This is a genomic window from Streptomyces fodineus (genome assembly GCF_001735805.1).
Lineage (GTDB): Bacteria > Actinomycetota > Actinomycetes > Streptomycetales > Streptomycetaceae > Streptomyces > Streptomyces fodineus.
Map to the genome: position 1 here is coordinate 4,272,527 of NZ_CP017248.1, position 20,836 is coordinate 4,293,362.

Genomic DNA, 20,836 nt, shown 5'->3' on the forward strand with positions numbered 1-20,836 from the left:
TTCCACGCTGTTTGCGCACTGCCCGGCTTCTGAGAATCCGGTGAGGACCCGCTGTCCACGCGCGCGTGTTCGTGCCGCGTCGATGAAGAGGACGTCACCGGTCCACCACACGGTTGCCGCCCTCAGTAGGGTGCCGCGCATGACACCTTCCGGCAGCGGGCTGCGCCGCACTCTGGGCGTGCGGGACGCCGTGATCGTCGGCCTCGGCTCGATGGTCGGGGCCGGCGTCTTCTCCGCCCTGGGCCCCGCCGCGCACGCGGCCGGTACGGGACTGCTGCCCGGCCTGGCGCTCGCGGCCGTGGTGGCCTACTGCAACGCCATGTCCTCGGCCCGTCTCGCGGCCCGCTACCCCGCCTCAGGCGGGACGTACGTGTACGGGCGGGAACGGCTGGGCCCCTTCTGGGGATATCTCGCCGGCTGGGCGTTCGTGGTCGGCAAGACGGCGTCCTGCGCAGCCATGGCGCTCACCGTGGGCGCGTACGTCTGGCCGGGGCAGGCGCACGCGGTGGCGGTCGCGACCGTGGTGGCCCTGACGGCCGTGAACTACGGCGGCATCCAGAAGTCGGCGTGGCTCACGCGCGTGATCGTGGCGGTGGTGCTGGCCGTTCTGGCGGCCGTGGTGACCGTCTGCCTGGCCTCCGGGCGGGCCGACGCCGGGCGGCTGGACATCGGGCTGTCGTCGGGCGCGGGCGGGGTGCTTCAGGCGGCGGGGCTGCTGTTCTTCGCGTTCGCCGGGTACGCGCGGATCGCGACCCTCGGGGAGGAGGTACGGGATCCGGAGCGCACGATTCCGCGCGCGATCCCGCTGGCCCTGGGGATCGCACTTGTGGTGTACGCGTGCGTGGCCGTCGCGGTGCTCGGTGTCCTTGGCGCGGGACGGCTCGGACAGGCGGCGGCTCCCCTGGCCGACGCGGTGCGGGCGGCCGGCGTGCCAGGGCTCGTGCCCGTGGTGCGGGCCGGGGCGGCGGTGGCGGCGCTCGGCTCGCTGCTCGCGCTGATCCTGGGCGTGTCCCGTACGACGCTCGCCATGGCCCGGGACGGGCATCTGCCGGACGCGCTGGCGGCCGTGCACCCGCGTTTCCAGGTGCCGCACCGGGCCGAGCTGGCCGTGGGCGCTGTGGTCGCCGTACTGGCCGCGATGGTGGACGTGCGCGGCGCGATCGGCTTCTCGTCCTTCGGAGTGCTCGCCTACTACGCCGTCGCCAACGCTTCCGCATGGACGCTGAGTCCGGCCCCGTCGGCCCGTGTGGTGCCCGTGGTGGGGCTGCTGGGCTGCGCCACGCTGGCGTTCGCGCTGCCCGCCGTCTCGGTGGCTGTGGGAGCCGGCGTGCTCGCGGTGGGCGTGGTGGCCTATGGCGTACGGCGAGGGGTGTGGCGGCGCGGCCGGTGACGCGCCGTCAGCGCGCACTGCGCCGCACCCGCCCGTGGTGCTCTCCGCACGCGCGCGTGGTGCTCTCCGCACGCGCGCGTGATGCCGCTTCCCGGCGGCTCGCTCAGAGGGCCGTGAACGGCTGGTCCGTGGGGACGATTTCGCGGCCCAGCGGCAGCAGGGAGACCGGGATCAGCTTGAAGTTGGCGATGCCGAACGGGATGCCGATGATCGTGATGCACAGGGCGATACCGGTGACGATGTGCGCGATCGCCAGCCACCAGCCGGCCAGGACCAGCCACAGCACGTTGCCGATGCACGAGGGGGCGCCCGCGTCCCGGCGCTCGACCGTGGTGTACCCGAAGGGCCACAGGGCGTAGACGCCGATACGGAAGGCGGCGATGCCGAACGGGATGCCGATGATCGTGATGCACAGCAGGACGCCGGCGAACAGGTAGCCGAGGAACAGCCAGAAGCCGCTCAGGATGAGCCAAATGACGTTCAGGATGGTCTTCACTGGTAGCGACCTGCCATCTTCTCGAGCCGGGCGATGCGGTCCGCCATCGGCGGATGGGTGGAAAACATCTTGGTCAGTCCCTGACCCGCGCGGAACGGGTTCGCGATCATCATGTGGCTCGCGGTCTCGATCCGAGGTTCAGGCGGCAGTGGCAGCTGCTGGGTGCCGACCTCCAGCTTGCGCAGGGCACCGGCGAGGGCCAGCGGGTCGCCGGTGAGCTGCGCGCCGGAGGCGTCCGCCTCGTACTCGCGGGAGCGGCTGATGGCCAGCTGGATGAGGCTGGCGGCGAGCGGGCCGAGGATCATGATCAGGAGCAGGCCGAGCAGACCGGGGCCGTCGTCGTCGTCCGAGCGGCCCACCGGGATGAGCCAGGCGAAGTTCACCAGGAACATGATCACCGAGGCGAGCGCGCCGGCCACCGAGGAGATGAGGATGTCCCGGTTGTAGACGTGGCTGAGCTCATGGCCGATGACACCGCGCAGCTCGCGCTCGTCCAGCAGGCGCAGGATGCCCTCGGTGCAGCACACGGCGGCGTTGCGCGGGTTGCGGCCCGTGGCGAAGGCGTTGGGGGCCTCCGTGGGCGAGATGTACAGGCGGGGCATGGGCTGGCGGGCCTGCGTGGACAGCTCGCGGACCATGCGGTACAGCGCCGGGGCCTCGAACTCGCTGACCGGACGGGCGCGCATCGCGCGGAGCGCCAGCTTGTCGCTGTTCCAGTACGCGTACGCGTTCGTACCGAGGGCGACCAGGACGGCGACGATCAGGCCGGTGCGGCCGAAGAAGCTGCCGATGGCGATGATGAGTGCGGACAGTCCCCCGAGGAGTACTGCGGTCCTGAGCCCGTTGTGCCGGCGGTGCACCGTACGCCCTCCAAGTCGTGCAGCAGGGGAACACTTTGGTCCAGTGGACCCTCCCGCTTGTGACAACGCCAGGCGGCGGCCACGAGTTCCCTGCTGCCTGCGCGGGCGGCGCTCGGCCGTACGGGTGACGTGCTCGTTCGCGCTCACGCGCGCGTGGCGGTACGAGTGCGCCACGCGCGCGGGGCGGCATCCCGGAGCCGTCCGGTGTCCCCCGCGGGACGGTCCGGCGGCTTTCTCAGAACAGGCCGGTGGCCGCGAAGCGAAGGACCAGCTGGGGTGCTCCGGACAGGGCGACGCCGAGTACGCCGGTGAGGGCGAGGGCTGCCGTGAGGGGGGCGGGGACGCGGTGCCGGGCGGGCTCGCCCTCGGGGGCGCGGAACAGCAGGGCCGTCCACTCCAGGTAGTAGAAGAGGGCGATCACCACGTTGACGGCCATGACGACGGCGAGCCAGCCGAGGCCCGCGTCGACGGCCGACGAGAACACGGTGACCTTGGCGAACAGCCCGATGATCCCCGGCGGCAGCCCGGCAAGGCACAACAGGAAGAACGCCAGCAGGAGCGCGGTGAGCGGGTTCGCGGCGTACAGGCCCCGGTAGTCCGCGATCCGGTTCAGGGCCCGGCTACGGCCCACCAGGGCGGCCACCGCGAACGCGCCGAGGTTCACGGCGGCGTACATCAGCGCGTAGGCCACCGTGGAGCCGATGGCCTTCTGTGGGTCCTTGGCGTAGCCGGCCGCGGCGATCGGTACCAGCAGGTAGCCGGCCTGGCCGACGGAGGACCAGGCGAGCAGCCGTACGGCGCTGTACGCGCGCGTGGCCTGCTGGCGCAGGGCGCCGACGTTGCCGACGGTCATGGTGAGCGCGGCCAGCACGGCGAGCGCGGGGCCCCAGACGTCGGCGTACGACGGGAACGCGACGACGGTGACGAGGATCAGGCCGGAGAAGCCGACCGCCTTGCCGACGACCGACAGGTAGGCGGCGACGGGCAGCGGCGCGCCGACGTAGGTGTCGGGCACCCAGAAGTGGAAGGGGACGGCGGCCGTCTTGAAGGCGAAGCCGATCAGGGTGAGGACGACACCCGCCTGGGCGAGCGTGTGCAGCTGGCCGCCGACGTGTGGCAGGCGCTGGGCGACCTGGGTGAGGTAGAGGGTGCCGGTGGAGGCGTAGACGAAGCTGATGCCCATCAGGCTGACCGCGGTGGCCGTCACCGAGGACAGAAAGAACTTCAGGGCGGCCTCGGAGGACCGCTTGTCGCCGTGCCGGATACCGACGAGGGCGAACGCGGGCAGGGAGGCGACCTCCAGGGCGACGATCAGCGTGGCCAGGTCGCGGGAGGCGGGCAGCAGGGCGGCGCCGGCCGCGGAGGACAGCAGCAGGAACCAGAACTCCCCCGGCGGCACGCGGCGCTGGTCGTCCTCGAGGTTCGTGACGGACAGCAGGGCCGCGAGGAGCGCGCCGCCGAGGACCAGGAACTGGATGACGAGCGTGAAGTGGTCGGCGGTGTAGCTGCACGCGCGCGTGGCGCCGTTCACGCAGAAGGTGCTGCGGTCGCCGTCCAGCAGGGGCAGCAGCATCAGCGCGGCCACGGCCAGTCCGGCGACCGAGACCCAGCCGAGGACGGCCTTGCGGGCCTCGGGCAGGAACAGGTCGGCGACCAGGACCACCAGTCCCACCGCGGCGGCGATGGTCGGCGGGGCGACGGCGAGCCAGTCGACGGACTGGACCAGCGACTCGGCGAGGGGCTGGGCGCTCATCGGGTGCCTCCTGCGAGGAGCTGGTGCACGGCCGGGTCGGTCAGGCCGAGCAGCGCCCTCGGCCACAGTCCGGCGACGACGGTGAGGGCGACGAGCGGTGTCCAGGCCGCGAACTCGTAGCCGCGTACGTCGACGAGCTTCGGGACCTCCTGCTCGACGCCGCCCATGCAGACGCGGCGGACCACGATCAGCATGTACGCGGCCGTCAGCAGGGTGCCGAACGCACCGATCGCCATGAAGGTGAGGAAGGCCGGCCGGCTGAGGTCGGCGGCGGGCTTGAACGCGCCGAACAGGGCCAGCATCTCGCCCCAGAACCCGGCGAGTCCGGGCAGGCCGAGCGAAGCGACGGCGCCGAAGGCGAGCAGGCCGCCGAGCCGCGGGGCCCTGCCGTACAGCGCGGCGCCGGTCTCCTCGGCCAGGGCGTCCAGGTCGGTGGTGCCGGTGCGGTCCTTCAGCGCGCCGACCAGGAAGAAGAGGAGGCCGGTGATGAGGCCGTGGGCGATGTTGGCGAACAGGGCGCCGTTGACGCCGGTCGGGGTCATGGTGGCGATGCCCAGCAGGACGAAGCCCATGTGGCCGACGGAGGAGTAGGCGATCAGCCGCTTGAGGTCCCCCTTCGCGCCCCGCTTGGCGAGGGCCAGGCAGGCCAGGGATCCGTAGATGATCCCGACGACGGCGAACGCGGCGAGGTACGGCGCGAAGGTGTGGAAACCGTGCGGCGCCACCGGCAGCAGGATGCGGACGAACCCGTACGTACCCATCTTCAGCAGGACACCGGCCAGCAGGACCGAGCCGACGGTCGGCGCGGCGGTGTGGGCGTCCGGCAGCCAGCTGTGCAGCGGCCACATCGGCGACTTGACCGCGAGCCCGATCCCGATCGCCAGAACGGCGATGACCTGCACGGATGCGGTCAGCGACCGGCCGTTGTCAGTGGCGAGTGCCACCATGTCGAATGTGCCCGCCTTGATTCCGATCAGGAGCAGGCCGAGCAGCATGACGACGGAGCCGAGCAGCGTGAACAGGATGAACTTCCACGCGGCCCGGGCCCGCCCCTCGCCGCCCCAGCGGGCGATGAGGAAGTACATCGGGATGAGCACCATCTCGAACGCGAGGAAGAACAGCAGCAGGTCGAGGACGGCGAAGGTCGCGAGGGTGCCGGACTCGAGCAGGAGCAGCAGCGCGACGAACGCCTTCGGGGAGCCGCCCGCGGGCGGCTTGAAGTAGGAGTACAGCGCGCAGAGGAAGGTCAGCAGCGCGGTCAGGACGACAAGGGGGAGGGAGATGCCGTCGATGCCGAGGTGGATCCGCACGTCGAGCGCGGGGATCCAGCTGATGTCGGTCGTGGCCTGCATCTTCGACGGATGGTCGTGGTCGAAGCCGAGCGCGAGGACGATCGCGGCGATGAGGATCGCGCCGGTCACGGTGACGCCGTGCCGCAGCACGGCCTGCGCGGGTGACTTCCCCTTCAGCCCGGGCGGCGCGGGCAGGAGGGCGGCGACGGCGCCGAGGAGCGGGCCGACGACGACGAATGCCAGAAGAAACTGCATCACGGACTCGTTGATATCGATCACGCCTGCTCACGCTCCCGTGGCGACGAGGACGACGGCGACCGCCAGGACGACGGTGCCGGCGAGCAGCGCGCTCACATAGGTCTGCACATTGCCGGTCTGCGCCCGCCGTACGGCGGCCCCGAGCACCCGGGGCAGGGCGGCCGCGCCGCTTACGTAGGCCTCGACGACCTCGCGGTCGAGGAAGCGGACGAGACTCGCTCCGGCCTGCACCGGGCGGACGAACAGCGCCGCGTACACGGCGTCCAGGTGGAAGCCGGCGGCCGCCGACCGGTGCAGCGGGCCGAGCAGCAGCCGACCGGGGTCGGCCGGGTCGGGGGCGTAGGCGATGTCGCCGTAGGCCGGCTCGTGGGTGGCGATGGCCTCGGCCTCGACCAGGCCGGCGTCGCCCTCGGGGTGGGCGGCGACCGCGCCCAGCGGGACCCGGGTGGCGAGCTGGGTGGTGCGCTGCCAGGCGCCGTAGGTGAGCAGCCCGCCGACCAGGGCGAGGCCCGTGCCGAGGATGGAGGTGAGCGGTGTCGGGGTCAGGTCGCGGCCGTCGAACCAGCCGGGCAGCGAGCGGTAGGCGAGCCCGCCGAAGGCCAGGGACGGCACGGCGAGGACCCACAGCACCACGGTCATCGTCAGCGGCTGGCGCCCGTGGTCGGGGGCCTCGGCGCCCCGGCCGCGGAAGGCCAGCAGCCACAGCCGGGTCGCATACGCGGCGGTGAGCAGCGCGGTGAGCAGGCCGGCGACGAGGACGATCCAGCCGGCGGCGCCGGGCGCGTGGTCGGTGTTCCCGGTGGCGACGTGCTCGGCGGCGCCGAGGACGGACTCCTTGGAGAAGAAGCCGCTGAACGGCGGGATCGCGGCGAGCGCGAGGAGTGCCACGGTCATCGTCCAGTAGGCGTCGGGGACGCGGTCGCGCAGGCCGTGCATGCGGGACATGGCGGCGAGCGAGTTGGTGCCGGCGGCGTGGATGATCACGCCGGCCGCGAGGAACAGCAGTGCCTTGAAGGCGCCGTGCGAGAGGAGGTGGAAGACGGCGGCACCGCGGTCGCCGACGGCCAGGGCGCCGGTCATGTAGCCGAGCTGGCCGATCGTCGAGTAGGCGAGGACGCGCTTGATGTCGTCCTGGGCGAGCGCGGCGAGTCCGGAGCCGGCCATCGTGACGGCGGCCATGACGGCCAGCACGATCATCGCGGCCTGGGAGGCTTCGAAGACGGGGAGGAGTCGGGCGATGAAGTAGACACCGGCGGCGACCATCGTCGCGGCGTGGATCAGCGCCGAGACGGGCGTCGGGCCCGCCATCGCGTCAGGCAACCAGGTGTGCAGCGGGAACTGCGCCGACTTGCCCGCGACGCCCGCGAGGAGCAGCAGGGCGATCAGCGTCGGGTGGTGCAGATTGCCGCTCGCGACGGCGCCGAGGACGCGCGTGATCCGGAATGAGCCGGCGTCGGTGGCGAGCGCGAACAGGCCGATCAGGAACGGCACGTCGCCGAGCTTGGTGACCAGGAAGGCCTTCAGGGAGGCGGCGCGGGCCTCGGGGGTCTCCCAGTAGTGGCCGACCAGGAAGTAGGAGCAGATGCCCATGACTTCCCAGCCGACCAGCAGCACGATCAGGTCGCCGGAGTAGACGACGAGGAGCATCGCGGAGGTGAACAGGGAGACGAGGGCGGCGTACGAGGGGTAGCGCGGGTCGTCGCGCAGGTAGCCCGTCGAGTAGATCTGCACGCAGGCCGCGACGAACGCGACCAGGATCGCGACGAGCGCGGCGAATCCGTCGATGTGCAGGGCCAGCTCGATCGGGACCGAGCCGGTGGGCGTCAGCTCCGTGTGAGTGTCGATCGTCCGGCCGCCGCCCTGGTGCACGGCGACCAGCGCGGCCAGGACGAGCGACGCCAGCGGCGGCAGCACGGCGAGCGGGCGGACGAACCCGGGCGCGGTGCGGCCGAGCAGCAGTCCGGCCGCGGCGCCGAGGAACGGCAGGAGGGGGACGAGGACGGCGAGGGTGGTCGTGGTCACGCGGTGGCCTCAGCCTTCTCGCCCGCGGAGGAGTCCGGTCCCTCGGCGCCGGGGCCCTCGGCGGTGTCGCGGAGCTTGTCGATGTCGGAGGTGCCGCGGTTGCGGTAGACGGCGAGCACGATCGCCAGGCCGATGCCGATCTCGGCGGCGGCGATGGCGATGGTGAACAGGGTCAGCGCCTGGCCGGAGTGCAGGGTCTCCCTCGCGGCCCGGCTGAGCCAGACGTCGAAGGCGACCAGGTTGAGGTTGACGGCGTTGAGCATCAGCTCGACCGACATCAGGACCAGAATGGCGTTGCGGCGGGCGAGAACGCCGTACAAGCCGGTGCAGAAGAGGAGGGCGGAGAGCACGGCGGGGTAGGCGAGGTGCATCAGCGGGCGCCTTCCTTCTCGACCGGGTGAATTCCGGAATCCGTGACGGAAGGGGAACTCTCGGTGACCGCCCGGGAGTTGTCAGGGGGAGGGCTCGACTCCGCCTTCGCCTTGCGGGACAGGACGATCGCGCCGACCAGCGCCGCGAGGAGCAGCACGGAGAGCGCCTCGAAGGGCAGGACCCAGTTCCGGAACAGGCTCGCGCCGGTGACCCGGGTGCTGCCGGCGGCCGGGCCGTTCAGGTCGATCCAGGTGGTGCGGAAGGCGTCGACGACCACCCAGACCAGGGCGACGGCGGCGGCGACCGCGACGGTCAGGGCGGCCCACCGGTTGCCGGAGTCGGCGTCCGGGGAGCGGCCGATGGGCGCCTTGGTGAGCATGAGCCCGAACAGAAGGAGGACGACGACGGAACCGACATAGATCAGGACCTGCACCCAAGCGATGAACTCGGCCGTGAGGAGCAGGTACTCCACGGCGAGGCCGCCGAGCGCGGCCACCAGCCACAGGGCGGCGTGCACCAGTTGGCGGGTGGTGACGGTGACCAGTGCGGCGCCGAAGGTGACCAGGCCGACGAGGAGGAAGGCGATCTCGACGCCGGTCGGGGAGAGGAAGCCGGGGTGGGCGGCGGCCAGGGAGGTGCCGTGCCCGGCGAGGCTCACTGCCGGGGTGAGGCCGAGGGTTGCGGTGGTGCTCATGACTCGCCTCCCTTCGGCTCCTGCGGTTCGGCCTGCGTGGCCGCCAGCTTCTCGGCGGTCTTGCGGGCGGCGGCGATCTCCTTCGGCTCCTCCGCGGCGGGGTCCAGTGCGGGCGGGGCCGGGACGGTCCACATCCACTCGCGGAGCTTGTCCCGCTCGTGGGTGAGGTCGCGGATGTCGGTCTCGGCGTACTCGAACTCCGGGGACCAGAACAGCGCGTCGAAAGGACAGACCTCGATGCAGATACCGCAGTACATGCACAGGGAGAAGTCGATGGCGAACCGGTCGAGGACGTTACGGCTGCGCTCGCGGCCGCCGGGAGCGGCCGGCGGGACCGTCTCCTTGTGGGAGTCGATGTAGATGCACCAGTCCGGGCACTCACGGGCGCACAGCATGCAGACCGTGCAGTTCTCCTCGAACAGGCCGATCACACCGCGGGTGCGGGGCGGCAGTTCGGGCTGGGCGTCCGGGTACTGCTGGGTGACCGTCTTCCTGGTCATCGTGCGGAGGGTGACGGCCAGGCCCTTGGCGAGGCCACTGCCGGGGATGGGGGCCATGGTTAGGAGATCACCACCTTGACGATGCCGGTGAGGGCGATCTGGGCGAGGGAGAGGGGGACGAGGAGGGTCCAGGACAGCTTCTGGAGCTGGTCCTCGCGCAGGCGCGGGTAGGTGACGCGGAGCCAGATGACGAGGAAGGCGAGGATCGCGGTCTTCAGCAGGGTCCACAGCCAGCCCAGGCCGTCGTGGCCCCACGGGCCGTGCCAGCCGCCCAGGAAGAGGACGGTGGTCAGACCGCACAGGACGACGATGCCGGCGTACTCGGCGAGGAGGAAGAGTGCGAAGCGGAGACCGGTGTACTCGGTGTAGGCGCCGAAGATGATCTCCGAGTCGGCGACGGGCATGTCGAACGGAGGGCGCTGCAGTTCGGCGAGTCCGGCGACGAAGAAGACGACCGCGCCGACAATCTGCCAGGGCACCCACCACCAGTGGAAGGCGTGCAGGATGCCGGGCAGGGAGACCGTCCCGGCCGCCATCGCGACCGAGGCCGCGGCGAGCAGCATCGGCAGCTCGTAGGCGAGCAGCTGGGCGGCCGTGCGCAGGCCGCCGAGCAGGGAGAACTTGTTCGCGCTGGCCCAACCGGCCATGAGCGAGCCGAGCACACCGACGCCCATCACCGCGAGCACGAAGAACACGCCCGCGTCGAGGACCTGGCCGACGGCCCCCGTGCTCGGGCCGATCGGGATGGCGAGCAGGACGAGGAGGTACGGCAGCAGGGCCACGGCGGGGGCGAGCTGGAAGACACGGCGGTCGGCGCCGGCCGGGACCACGTCCTCCTTCTGCGCGAACTTCACGCCGTCGGCGATCAGCTGAGCCCAGCCGTGGAAGCCGCCCGCGTACATCGGGCCGAGCCGACCCTGCATGTGGGCCATCACCTTGTGCTCGGTCTGACCGACGATCAGCGGGAACGTGAGGAAGACGACGAACACGACCACGAGTCGCAGGGCGACGTCCAACACGCCGTTCACTGCGGGCCTCCTGTGGGTTCGTCGTCGTTCGGGCTGTCGGGGGTGGCGGGGGCCTCGCCAGAGGAGGAGTCCTCACCGGAGGCGGAGTGCTCGCGATTGGCGGAGTCCGCGCGATTGGCTCGGTCGTCACCGGCGGCGGGTCGCTCGGGTTGGTGCTCAATCTGGTCGGGTTCGGCGGGGGCCTGCTCGGACTCCGTCGAGGTCCGCTCGGTCTCGCCCTGGGCTCGTCTGGGCTCCGCAGGTGCCCTTGGGGGCTCCGTCGGCTCCTCGAATGCCGGGCGGGCGTGGTGCCACGGGGCGTCGGAGCTGCGCGGGGCCGCGCTCCGGCGGGCGGGGCGGGCTGCGCTGTCCGGTGCCGTCGGCTGAGCCTGGTCGGGTGCCGTCGGCTCACCCGAATCGGGTGCTGTCGGCTGAGCCTGGTCGGGTGCCGTCGGCTCGCCCGAAACGGGTGCCGTCGGCTCGCCCGAAACAGGTGCCGTCGGCTCCGGGGTCTGGGCCTGCTGGGAGGCCGAGCCCTGCGAGGCGCTGCGCGCGCGGCGCGGACGGGCCGGGCCGGGCTCGTGCGCGACGGAAGCCTCGGTGGCCGAAGCCTCCGCCTCCGGGGCCTGGAGCGCGCCACCCTCGGCCGCGGCCTGCTCGAGGTCGGCCGCGTCCTGGGAGGCCGGCGTCGGCGTCTGGCTCACCGAGCCCTCGCTCGCACTGCGCCGCCGCCGCGGCTCCGCACCTGCCGTCTCCCCCGCCTGAGCGGCCTGGGCGGCCTGGCTCACCGAGCCCTCGCTGGCACTCCGCATCCGCCGCGCTCCCGCACCGGCGGGCCCAGCAGCACCACCGCCAGCACCAGCACCCACGCCACCTGCACCTGCACCTGCACCTGCACCTGCACCTGCACCACGGGCACCACTAACGCCCGCCGAACCTGCACCCGACGCCCCCGCACCCGGCTCATCAAGCGCACCAGCCGCGCCCGCGCCCTCTCCCCCCGTCTGGCTTGCGGAGCCCTCCGCTGCCGTGCGGGTGCGGCGTACCGGGCGGTCGGCGGCTGCGCGGGGCGGGCGCTCGGCCGCTGGGCGTCCCGCCGCGCGGGCCGGGCGGGACGGGGCGGGTGGGAGCTGGCCCTTGAGGGGGCCCCACTCGTTGGGGTCCGGTACGCCCGGGGGCAGCATCTGGCGGCGCTTCGGCCCGCCGTGCTCGGATTCGCCCGGCTCCTTCGCACCGGGCCAGGCCTTGGCGACGCGGGCGGCGAGGACGAAGTCCTTGCGCAGCGGGTGGCCCTCGAAGGTCTCCGGGAGGAGCAGGTGTTCCAGGCCCGGGTGACCCTCGAACACCACGCCGAACATCTCGTGGGTCTCGCGCTCGTGCCAGGCGGCGCCCGCGTAGACGCCGACGGCGGAGGGCAGCGTCGGCGCCTCGTGCGGGACGGTCGTGCGCACCAGCAGCCGGCGGACCGGCGAGAGCGCGACGACGTGCGCGGACACCCGGAAACCCGTGCCCGGTTCGTCGACCGCGCTCAGCCAGTCGAAGTAGGTGCAGCCCAGGGTCGTACGGGCCGTCTCCAGGGCGGTGAGCCAGGAGGACGGGGGCACGTCCACGGTCAGGAGGTCGTACGACTCCGCGGCCGTGGCGTCGGTGCCGAAGAGGTCCTCGACCGGGGCGGGCAGCCAGCCGACCGTACTCATCGGGCATCCCCCTCGGCGGCCGGCACCGGCGGCTTCACCAGGTCGCTGGTCAGGGCGGCCGCGGACGGGCGGGAGTCGCCGTACCGCTCCTCCAGCGACTCGCGGGCGATCTTCTCCTGGAGTTTGAGGATGCCCTGCAGCAGCGCCTCGGGGCGCGGCGGGCAGCCGGGGACGTACACGTCCACCGGGATGATCTGGTCGACGCCCTTGGTGACGGAGTAGGAGTCCCAGTAGGGGCCGCCGCAGTTGGAGCAGGCGCCGAAGGAGATGACGTACTTCGGCTCGGGCATCTGCTCGTACAGGCGCTTCACGGCCGGGGCCATCTTGTCCGTCACGGTGCCCGACACGACCATCAGGTCGGCCTGCCGCGGGCCGGGCGCGAAGGGGATCACACCGAGGCGGATGAAGTCGTGACGGGCCATCGACGCGGCGATGAATTCGATCGCGCAGCAGGCGAGGCCGAAGTTGAAGACCCAGAGCGAGTAGCGGCGGCCCCAGTTCAGGATCACCTTCATCGGCTCGGGGGCCAGGCGGGCGAGCGCGCCCAGCCGCTTCGGCTCGGGGAGCGACACAGGAGTGGGAGTCACGTCCATGCCAGGACGCCCTTCTTGTATGCGTACAGCAGGCCCACGGCGAGGAAGCCGAGGAAGATGAACATCTCCACCAAGGTGGTCGCGCCGTAGCCGGGGGCGGCGAAGACCGTCGCCCAGGGGAACAGGAAGATCGAGTCGACCGCGAAGATCACGTACAGGAAGGCGTAGACGTAGTAGCGGACCTGGGTGTGGGCCCAGCCCTCGCCGACGGGGTCGACGCCGCATTCGTAGGTCAGGAGTTTCTCGGGGGTCGGTACGACCGGGCGCAGCAGCCGTGCCGCGCCGAAGGCGACCGCGACGAACAGCACGCCGATGAGCGCGAGCAGGCCCACCACCGAATAGGACCGGAAGTAGCCGGCCGCGATGACGTTCGCCGCGGCGTCCGTCGAGTGCCCCAACGTCTCCCGCACCGTCCGTCCCTCGCTCCCTGACCTAGTGACCTGGTGACCCTGGTGAACCCGTGAACTCGTGAAATCTGTGATTCGACGAGACTCGACGGGATTCGACGATCTGTACGCATCGGAAGTCTAGGCCCTGATAAAGAACCGGTAAGCAGCCCGTCACGGCGTGAGACAGGTGAGGTGCGCGGGGTGGGGTTTTCCCCCGTCGGCGGAGGGCGGCGTACCGCATGGCGCGAAGGGCGCGGCGCACGGCAGGCTGACCGGTATGACCGCTACCAGCTCCGCTCCGGGCCGGGCCGACGGCACCGACCGGCTGCCCCCGATCCGGCCCGTGTACGAGGCGCACACCTGGAAGGAGATCGCGTATCTCCTGCTGAACCTGCCGGTGGCGGTGTTCGGCTTCGTCTACGCGATCACCGTGCTCTCGGTCGGCGGGTCCCTGACGATCACCGTGGTCGGCCTTCCGTTGCTGGCGCTCAGTCTGCTGGGCGCCCGGCAGCTGGGGAAGCTGGAACGGGCCCGCGCCCGGTGGCTGCTCGGGGTGCGGGTCGAGGAGCCCACGCCGCTGCCGCTCGCGAAGGGCGGCGGGCTGATGCAGCGGCTGTGGATGGCGCTGAAGGACCCGGTGGGCTGGCGGACGCTGCTGTACGACGCCATCCGGCTGCCCTGGGGCATTCTCACCTTCTGTACGGTGCTGACCTCGCTGTTCGTGCTGTGGCCGGTGCTGCCGTACCTGGCGCGGGGGTTCACCAACGTGGACCGGTTCATGGTGCGCGGGCTGCTGTCGCCCTCGGACGAGCTGGAACGCCGTATCGCCGAGCTGGAGTCGGACCGCGGGATCGTGGTCGACACGGCCGCCGCCGACCTGCGGCGCATCGAGCGCGACCTGCACGACGGGGCACAGGCCCGGCTGGTCAACCTGGCCATGGGGCTCGGTCTGGCCAAGGAGAAGCTGCTGGAGGATCCCGACTCGGCGGCGGCGATGGTGGACGAGGCGCACGGCGAGGTGAAGCTGGCCCTCCAGGAGCTGCGCGACCTCGCCCGCGGCATTCATCCGGCCGTGCTCACCGACCGGGGCCTGGACGCGGCCCTGTCCTCGGTCGCCACCCGCTGCACCGTGCCGGTGAAGGTGACCGCGGACCTGCCGGACCGCCCGGCCCCGGCCATCGAGGGCATCGCCTACTTCACGGTCTCGGAGCTGCTGCAGAACATCAGCAAGCACAGCGGGGCCCGGTCGGCGTCGGTGGACGTCTGGCGCACGGAGAACCGGTTGCTCATCCAGGTCCGCGACGACGGCCGCGGCGGCGCCCGGCTGGAGGGCGGCACCGGCATGCGGGGCCTGGCCGAGCGGCTGGGCGCGGTGGACGGCCTGTTCGTCCTCGACTCACCGCCCGGCGGCCCGACGGTGGTCACGGCGGAGCTGCCGTGGCGTGACCGGACGCAGTAGCCGAGGGCTCCGCGTACGCGTACGGCGGCTGCAATCCCCTGGGGGCGCGGGGAACTGCGCGAGCAACCACGACGCCCCGCGGCCGCCCCACAAGCACAACCCCCCACGGCGCTCGCGCACAGCGGCGCCCACAGCCGACCGCACAAGAAGCCAACCGCACGGGGAGAACGGCCCGACCGCCGATGGCAAGGGGTGGGGAAAACCCCCGGTCCAAGACGCCGACGGACTCCATGGCCCGGAAAGCCCCGGCGCACGACTCTGGAGACACGGCTGATGCGCCGCCGCGACGAGGAGAACAGGACGGGATCGATGGCCACGGAGTACGGACAGGGGTACGGGTACGGGCGGGAGGACGGACGGTCCGCCGGCACCGGCCATCGGCTGCCCGCCGCGCTGCGGGCGCCGTTCGAGGCGCGCAGCCGACGCGAGTTCGGCTATGTCCTGCTGAGCCTGCCGCTCTCCATCGTCCTGTTCACCTGGACGGTGACCATGGTGTCGCTCGGCGCGGGCCTGCTGGTGACCTTCCTCGGCATCCCGGTGCTCGCGGCGGCGCTCGCCGGCTGCCGCGGTTTCGGCGCGCTGGAGCGGGCGCGGGCGCGCGGGCTGCTGCGGCTGGACGTGGCCGAGCCGGAGCCGCTGCGGATGAGCAAGCCGGGCGCACTGGCCTGGATGGGCGCGGTGCTCAAGAGCGGCACCTCCTGGCGGAACATGCTGTACGCGCTGCTGCAGTTCCCGTGGGCGGTGTTCACCTTCACGGTGACGGTGACCCTGTGGACGGTCGGCTGGACACTGCTGACGTACCCGCTGTGGTTCTGGGTCTTCCCGATGTACGGCGGCCAGGGCGGGCTCCAGCTGTACGGCGACGAGCACCACAGCGTCTACCTCGACAACCCCTTCGAGATCACCGTGACCGCGCTGGTCGGGCTGCTGTTCACGCTGGCCACGCCGTGGATCGTACGGGCCCTGACGACCGTTGACGGGCTGCTGGTCCGGGGGCTGCTCGGGCCGTCGCCGCTGTCGGCGCGGGTGGTGGAGCTGGAGTCGGACCGCGGGGTCGTGGTCGACACGGCCGCCGCCGACCTGCGGCGCATCGAGCGGGACCTGCACGACGGGGCACAGGCCCGGCTGGTCAGCCTGGCCATGGATCTGGGGCTGGCCAAGGAGAAGCTCCGGGAGGACCCGCGGTCGGCGGCGCAGATGGTGGAGGAGGCGCACGGCGAGGTGAAGACGGCGCTGCAGGAACTGCGCGACCTCGCCCGCGGCATCCATCCGGCCGTGCTGAGCGACCGGGGTCTGGACGCGGCGCTGTCCTCGGTCGCCTCCCGCTGCACGGTGCCGGTGCGGGTCGAGGTCGATCTGCCGGCCCGCCCGGCGCCGGCCATCGAGGGCATCGCCTACTTCACGGTCTCCGAACTGCTGCAGAACATCAGCAAGCACAGCCGGGCCCGGTCGGCGTCGGTGGACGTCTGGCGCACGGAGAACCGGCTGATGCTGCAGGTGGCCGACGACGGTGTGGGCGGCGCGGACGTCTCCCGCGGCTCGGGGCTGGCCGGCCTCGCCGGACGCCTGGACGCGGTGGACGGCGTCCTCGTGGTGGACTCCCCGGCCGGCGGCCCGACCCGGGTGATCGCGGAACTGCCCTGGCGCACCTGAGGCCGGGCACCCGCCCGCGCATGACGGCCGGCGGGGCGATCAGTGCTCCAGCAGAGTGACGCGGAACGTCGTCGCCGACGGGGAATGTCCCGGCGGCGAGACGCGCGGGGCGGTTGTGCGCGGACGGCACGGGTCCTGCGACACGGGGGTTCCGCCGCGTCCGCAAGGCGCGGCACCTCCGCTACCCGCTCCCCCCACACACGCCCAGAAGCCCCTCCCCCGGCGCGAATCGGCCACCCCACCAGCGGCCCGCCCCAAATGCTGGAATGCTGGACCTTCGTCATGCTGGACATGCTGGACCTTCGTACGGACGAGCGCCGGCGGAGAGCGGGATCGGGCTTGGGGGGCCGGAAGATCGTGGAGGACAGGGTGCGGGTGGTCATCGCCGAGGACTCAGTGCTGCTCAGGGAGGGCCTGACCCGGCTGCTGACCGACCGCGGGCACGATGTCGTGGCCGGCGTCGGGGACGCGGAGGCGCTGGTGAAGACGGTCGCCGAGCTGGATGCCGAGGGTGCGCTGCCCGACGTGGTGGTGGCGGACGTACGGATGCCGCCGACGCACACCGACGAGGGCGTACGGGCGGCCGTACGGCTGCGGAAGGCGTACCCGGGGCTCGGGGTGCTGGTGCTGTCGCAGTACGTGGAGGAGCGTTACGCCACCGAACTGCTGGCGGGGTCAAGCCGGGGCGTGGGCTATCTGCTCAAGGACCGGGTCGCCGAGGTGCGCGAGTTCGTGGACGCGGTGGTGCGGGTGGCCGGGGGCGGTACGGCGCTGGACCCGGAGGTGGTCGCGCAGTTGCTCGGCCGCAGCCGCAAGCAGGATGTGCTGGCGGGGCTGACCCCGCGCGAGGGCGAGGTGCTCGGGCTGATGGCGGAGGGGCGTACGAACTCGGCGATCGCCCGGCAACTGGTGGTGAGCGACGGGGCCGTGGAGAAGCACGTCAGCAACATCTTCCTGAAGCTCGGACTGGCTCCGAGCGACGGGGACCACCGGCGTGTTCTGGCCGTACTGACCTATCTGAACTCCTGACCGGCGGACACTGTGCCAGCAAGGTCGCAGACCGTCCGGCTGCCGCGGGAGGACGGGTACCCGGAGGATGAAACCGGGAGGAACCGGAGGGACCGGAGGAACCAGAAGGACCCGAAGGAACCGGAAGATTCGAAGGAACCGGAAGGAACCGGGAAGCAAGTCGGACGCGTCAGCGCTGTACATGACGTGAGAACGCTCCAGGCCGGCTCGAGAGCGCTGGAGGCAGACTCGGAAGCGCTACGGGCCGACTCGAAATGCCGTCCAATCTGCGGATCGCCTCGGGAAGGCGACCCTCACCGACGTAGGGTTGATCCAGGGATGGTCCGTGGCAAGGCCACGCCCCGGACAGCCGCCTCGAAGGAGGTCCAGTTCAGTGACCAGCCAGGTCAGTAGCCCAGCGGAGCAGACCGACGGAACCGTCGTGGGAGAGCAGCGCAAACCGGGCGGCACGAAGGACGTGCGGCGCCTGGACCGGGTGATCATCCGGTTCGCGGGGGACTCGGGTGACGGCATGCAGCTCACGGGTGACCGGTTCACCTCGGAGACCGCCTCCTTCGGCAACGACCTCTCCACTCTCCCGAACTTCCCCGCCGAGATCCGCGCTCCCGCCGGCACCCTGCCCGGCGTCTCCAGCTTCCAGCTCCACTTCGCCGACCACGACATCCTCACCCCGGGCGACGCGCCGAACGTGCTGGTCGCGATGAACCCGGCGGCGCTGAAGGCGAACATCGGCGATCTGCCGCGCGGCGCCGAGATCATCGTCAACACGGACGAGTTCAGCAAGCGCGCCCTGCAGAAGGTCGGCTATGCCGCCTCCCCGCTGGAGGACGGCTCGCTGGACGGCTACAACCTGCACCCGGTGCCGCTGACCACCCTCACGGTGGAGGCACTGAAGGAGTTCGACCTCTCCCGCAAGGAGGCCGAGCGCAGCAAGAACATGTTCGCGCTGGGTCTGCTGTCGTGGATGTACCACCGGCCCACCGAGGGCACCGAGAAGTTCCTGAAGTCGAAGTTCGCGAAGAAGCCGGAGATCATGGCGGCGAACATCGTCGCGTTCCGGGCAGGCTGGAACTTCGGCGAGACCACGGAGGACTTCGCGGTCTCCTACGAGGTCGCCCCGGCCACCAAGGCCTTCCCCGTGGGCACCTACCGCAACATCTCAGGCAACCTCGCGCTGGCCTACGGCCTGATCACCGCCTCCCAGCAGGCGGACCTGCCGCTGTTCCTGGGCTCGTACCCGATCACGCCGGCCTCGGACATCCTGCACGAGCTGAGCAGGCACAAGAACTTCGGTGTGCGGACCTTCCAGGCGGAGGACGAGATCGCGGGCATCGGCGCCGCTCTGGGCGCGGCGTTCGGCGGCTCGCTCGCGGTGACGACGACGTCCGGTCCCGGTATCGCCCTGAAGAGCGAGACGATCGGCCTCGCGGTCTCCCTGGAGCTGCCGCTGCTGGTCGTCGACATCCAGCGCGGCGGCCCGTCCACGGGTCTGCCGACCAAGACCGAGCAGGCGGACCTGCTGCAGGCGATGTTCGGCCGCAACGGCGAGGCGCCGGTGCCGATCGTCGCGCCGCGGACCCCGGCCGACTGCTTCGACGCCGCTCTTGAGGCGGCCCGGATCGCGCTGACGTACCGCACGCCGGTGATGCTGCTCTCGGACGGCTATCTGGCCAACGGCTCGGAGCCGTGGCGGATCCCGGACCTGGACGAGCTGCCCGACCTGCGCGTGCAGTTCGCCTCCGCCCCGAACCACACGCTCAAGGACGGCACCGAGGTCTTCTGGCCGTACAAGCGGGACCCCAAGACCCTCACCCGGCCGTGGGCGGTTCCGGGCACACCGGGTCTGGAGCACCGCATCGGCGGCATCGAGAAGCAGGACGGCACGGGCAACATCTCCTACGACCCCGCCAACCACGACTTCATGGTCCGTACCCGGCAGGCCAAGATCGACGGGATCGAGGTCCCGGACATCGAGGTCGACGACCCGCACGGCGCGAAGACGCTGGTGCTGGGCTGGGGCTCGACGTACGGCCCGATCACGGCGGCGGTACGGCGGCTGCGCCGCGCCGGCGATTCGATCGCGCAGGCCCATCTGCGCCACCTCAACCCCTTCCCGCGCAACCTCGGACACGTGCTGAAGCAGTACGACAAGGTGGTCGTCCCCGAAATGAACCTCGGGCAGCTCGCCACCCTGATCCGGGCGAAGTACCTGGTCGACGCCCACTCCTACAACCAGGTCAACGGCATGCCGTTCAAGGCGGAACAGCTCGCCGCGGCGCTGAAGGAGGCCATCGATGACTGACGCCACCAACGGGCTGCTGCAACTGGTCCCCAAGGCCGAGGCCAAGCAGTCGATGAAGGACTTCAAGACGGACCAGGAGGTGCGCTGGTGCCCCGGCTGCGGTGACTACGCGATCCTCGCCGCCGTCCAGGGCTTCATGCCGGAGCTGGGGCTGGCCAAGGAGAACATCGTCTTCGTCTCCGGCATCGGCTGCTCCTCCCGCTTCCCGTACTACATGAACACCTACGGGATGCACTCCATCCACGGCCGCGCCCCGGCGATCGCCACCGGCCTGGCCACGAGCAGGCGGGACCTGTCGGTGTGGGTGGTCACCGGTGACGGCGACGCGCTGTCCATCGGCGGCAACCATCTGATCCACGCCCTGCGCCGCAATGTGAACCTGAAGATCCTGCTGTTCAACAACCGGATCTACGGCCTGACCAAGGGCCAGTACTCCCCGACCTCCGAGCTCGGCAAGATCACCAAGTCGACGCCGATGGGCTCGCTGGACGCGCCGTTCAACCCGGTGTCGCTGGCGATCGGCGCGGAGGCGTCCTTCGTCGCGCGCACCATCGACTCCGACCGCAAGCATCTGACGGAGGTGCTGCGCGCGGCCGCCGACCATCCGGGCACGGCGCTGATCGAGATCTACCAGAACTGCAACATCTTCAACGACGGCGCCTTCGACGCCCTGAAGGACAAGCAGCAGGCCGAGGACACGCTGATCCGCCTGGAGCACGGGCAGCCGATCCATTTCGGCACCGACGGCGCGCGCGGGGTCGTACGCAACCGCCAGACGGGTGACCTGGAGGTGGTCACGGTGACGCCGGAGAACGAGGCGGACATCCTGGTCCACGACGCGCATGCCGCGTCCCCGACCACCGCCTTCGCGCTCTCCCGGCTCGCCGACCCCGACACCCTGCACCACACCCCGATCGGTGTCTTCCGCGATGTCGACCGGCCGGTCTACGACACGGCCATGGCCGACCAGCTGGACACGGCGATCGAGCAGAAGGGCAAGGGCGACCTGGCCGCCCTGCTCGCGGGCGGGGACACCTGGACGGTCGTCGGCTGACGCCGCCTTCGCTCGG

18 protein-coding genes are annotated in these 20,836 nt (G+C 71.5%); 6 read left to right on the forward strand and 12 right to left on the reverse strand.

Annotated elements, in window-relative coordinates; all coding sequences use genetic code 11:
• Positions 1–139: 139 nt before the first annotated feature.
• Positions 140–1,390 carry an APC family permease gene (locus tag BFF78_RS17805; RefSeq protein WP_069779259.1) on the forward strand — a complete coding sequence of 417 codons (1,251 nt, stop codon included), beginning with the start codon at positions 140–142 and terminating at the stop codon, positions 1,388–1,390.
• A 103-nt stretch (positions 1,391–1,493) separates the two neighbouring features.
• On the opposite strand, the gene BFF78_RS17810 is transcribed toward BFF78_RS17805, so the two are convergent.
• The 12 genes from BFF78_RS17810 to BFF78_RS17865 form a co-directional block, all read right to left on the reverse strand.
• Positions 1,494–1,886 carry a YccF domain-containing protein gene (locus tag BFF78_RS17810; protein ID WP_069779260.1) on the reverse strand — a complete coding sequence of 131 codons (393 nt, stop codon included), beginning with the start codon at positions 1,884–1,886 and terminating at the stop codon, positions 1,494–1,496.
• On the reverse strand, positions 1,883–2,746 hold the full coding sequence (htpX, locus tag BFF78_RS17815; RefSeq protein WP_069779261.1) for a zinc metalloprotease HtpX: 864 nt from the start codon (positions 2,744–2,746) through the stop codon (positions 1,883–1,885). Before htpX ends, BFF78_RS17810 begins: the two co-directional genes overlap by 4 nt.
• 235 nt (positions 2,747–2,981) lie before the next feature.
• Complete coding sequence (locus BFF78_RS17820; RefSeq protein WP_069779262.1) at positions 2,982–4,499, reverse strand: NADH-quinone oxidoreductase subunit N; 1,518 nt, start codon at positions 4,497–4,499, stop codon at positions 2,982–2,984.
• Positions 4,496–6,070 carry an NADH-quinone oxidoreductase subunit M gene (locus tag BFF78_RS17825; protein WP_069779263.1) on the reverse strand — a complete coding sequence of 525 codons (1,575 nt, stop codon included), beginning with the start codon at positions 6,068–6,070 and terminating at the stop codon, positions 4,496–4,498. The genes BFF78_RS17820 and BFF78_RS17825 overlap by 4 nt, the downstream gene beginning before the upstream one ends.
• Positions 6,071–6,076: 6 nt before the next feature.
• Positions 6,077–8,071: an NADH-quinone oxidoreductase subunit 5 family protein gene (locus BFF78_RS17830; RefSeq protein WP_069779264.1), complete on the reverse strand. Its 1,995-nt coding sequence runs from the start codon at positions 8,069–8,071 to the stop codon at positions 6,077–6,079.
• Positions 8,068–8,442: an NADH-quinone oxidoreductase subunit NuoK gene (gene nuoK, locus BFF78_RS17835; protein WP_069779265.1), complete on the reverse strand. Its 375-nt coding sequence runs from the start codon at positions 8,440–8,442 to the stop codon at positions 8,068–8,070. The genes BFF78_RS17830 and nuoK overlap by 4 nt, the downstream gene beginning before the upstream one ends.
• Entirely contained in the window at positions 8,442–9,137 is a 696-nt protein-coding gene (locus BFF78_RS17840; protein ID WP_069779266.1) for an NADH-quinone oxidoreductase subunit J family protein, read from the reverse strand. The genes nuoK and BFF78_RS17840 overlap by 1 nt, the downstream gene beginning before the upstream one ends.
• Entirely contained in the window at positions 9,134–9,694 is a 561-nt protein-coding gene (locus tag BFF78_RS17845; protein ID WP_069779267.1) for a NuoI/complex I 23 kDa subunit family protein, read from the reverse strand. The genes BFF78_RS17840 and BFF78_RS17845 overlap by 4 nt, the downstream gene beginning before the upstream one ends.
• A 2-nt stretch (positions 9,695–9,696) precedes the next feature.
• On the reverse strand, positions 9,697–10,665 hold the full coding sequence (locus tag BFF78_RS17850) for a complex I subunit 1/NuoH family protein (protein ID WP_069779268.1): 969 nt from the start codon (positions 10,663–10,665) through the stop codon (positions 9,697–9,699).
• Positions 10,662–12,341 (reverse strand): NADH-quinone oxidoreductase subunit C, encoded by a 1,680-nt coding sequence (locus BFF78_RS17855; RefSeq protein ID WP_069779269.1) that lies wholly within the window; start codon positions 12,339–12,341, stop codon positions 10,662–10,664. Before BFF78_RS17855 ends, BFF78_RS17850 begins: the two co-directional genes overlap by 4 nt.
• On the reverse strand, positions 12,338–12,934 hold the full coding sequence (locus tag BFF78_RS17860; protein WP_069779270.1) for an NADH-quinone oxidoreductase subunit B: 597 nt from the start codon (positions 12,932–12,934) through the stop codon (positions 12,338–12,340). Before BFF78_RS17860 ends, BFF78_RS17855 begins: the two co-directional genes overlap by 4 nt.
• Positions 12,925–13,344, reverse strand: coding sequence for an NADH-quinone oxidoreductase subunit A (locus BFF78_RS17865; RefSeq protein WP_069779271.1), 420 nt, complete (start codon positions 13,342–13,344; stop codon positions 12,925–12,927). The genes BFF78_RS17860 and BFF78_RS17865 overlap by 10 nt, the downstream gene beginning before the upstream one ends.
• A gap of 256 nt (positions 13,345–13,600) precedes the next feature.
• On the opposite strand from BFF78_RS17865, the gene BFF78_RS17870 reads away from it, so the two are divergent.
• The 5 genes from BFF78_RS17870 to BFF78_RS17890 all read left to right on the forward strand — a co-directional run bounded on the left by BFF78_RS17870 (position 13,601) and on the right by BFF78_RS17890 (position 20,820).
• On the forward strand, positions 13,601–14,782 hold the full coding sequence (locus BFF78_RS17870) for a sensor histidine kinase (protein ID WP_069779272.1): 1,182 nt from the start codon (positions 13,601–13,603) through the stop codon (positions 14,780–14,782).
• 309 nt (positions 14,783–15,091) lie between these two features.
• Complete coding sequence (locus BFF78_RS17875) at positions 15,092–16,435, forward strand: sensor histidine kinase (RefSeq protein ID WP_069783642.1); 1,344 nt, start codon at positions 15,092–15,094, stop codon at positions 16,433–16,435.
• Between the two features lie 369 nt (positions 16,436–16,804).
• On the forward strand, positions 16,805–17,464 hold the full coding sequence (locus BFF78_RS17880) for a response regulator transcription factor (RefSeq protein ID WP_335755388.1): 660 nt from the start codon (positions 16,805–16,807) through the stop codon (positions 17,462–17,464).
• 373 nt (positions 17,465–17,837) lie between these two features.
• The gene (locus BFF78_RS17885; protein WP_069779273.1) at positions 17,838–19,766 is read left to right on the forward strand and encodes a 2-oxoacid:acceptor oxidoreductase subunit alpha; all 1,929 of its coding nucleotides are present in this window, start codon (positions 17,838–17,840) and stop codon (positions 19,764–19,766) included.
• Positions 19,759–20,820, forward strand: a complete 1,062-nt coding sequence (locus tag BFF78_RS17890) for a 2-oxoacid:ferredoxin oxidoreductase subunit beta (protein ID WP_069779274.1) — start codon at positions 19,759–19,761, stop codon at positions 20,818–20,820. The genes BFF78_RS17885 and BFF78_RS17890 overlap by 8 nt, the downstream gene beginning before the upstream one ends.
• Positions 20,821–20,836 lie beyond the last annotated feature (16 nt).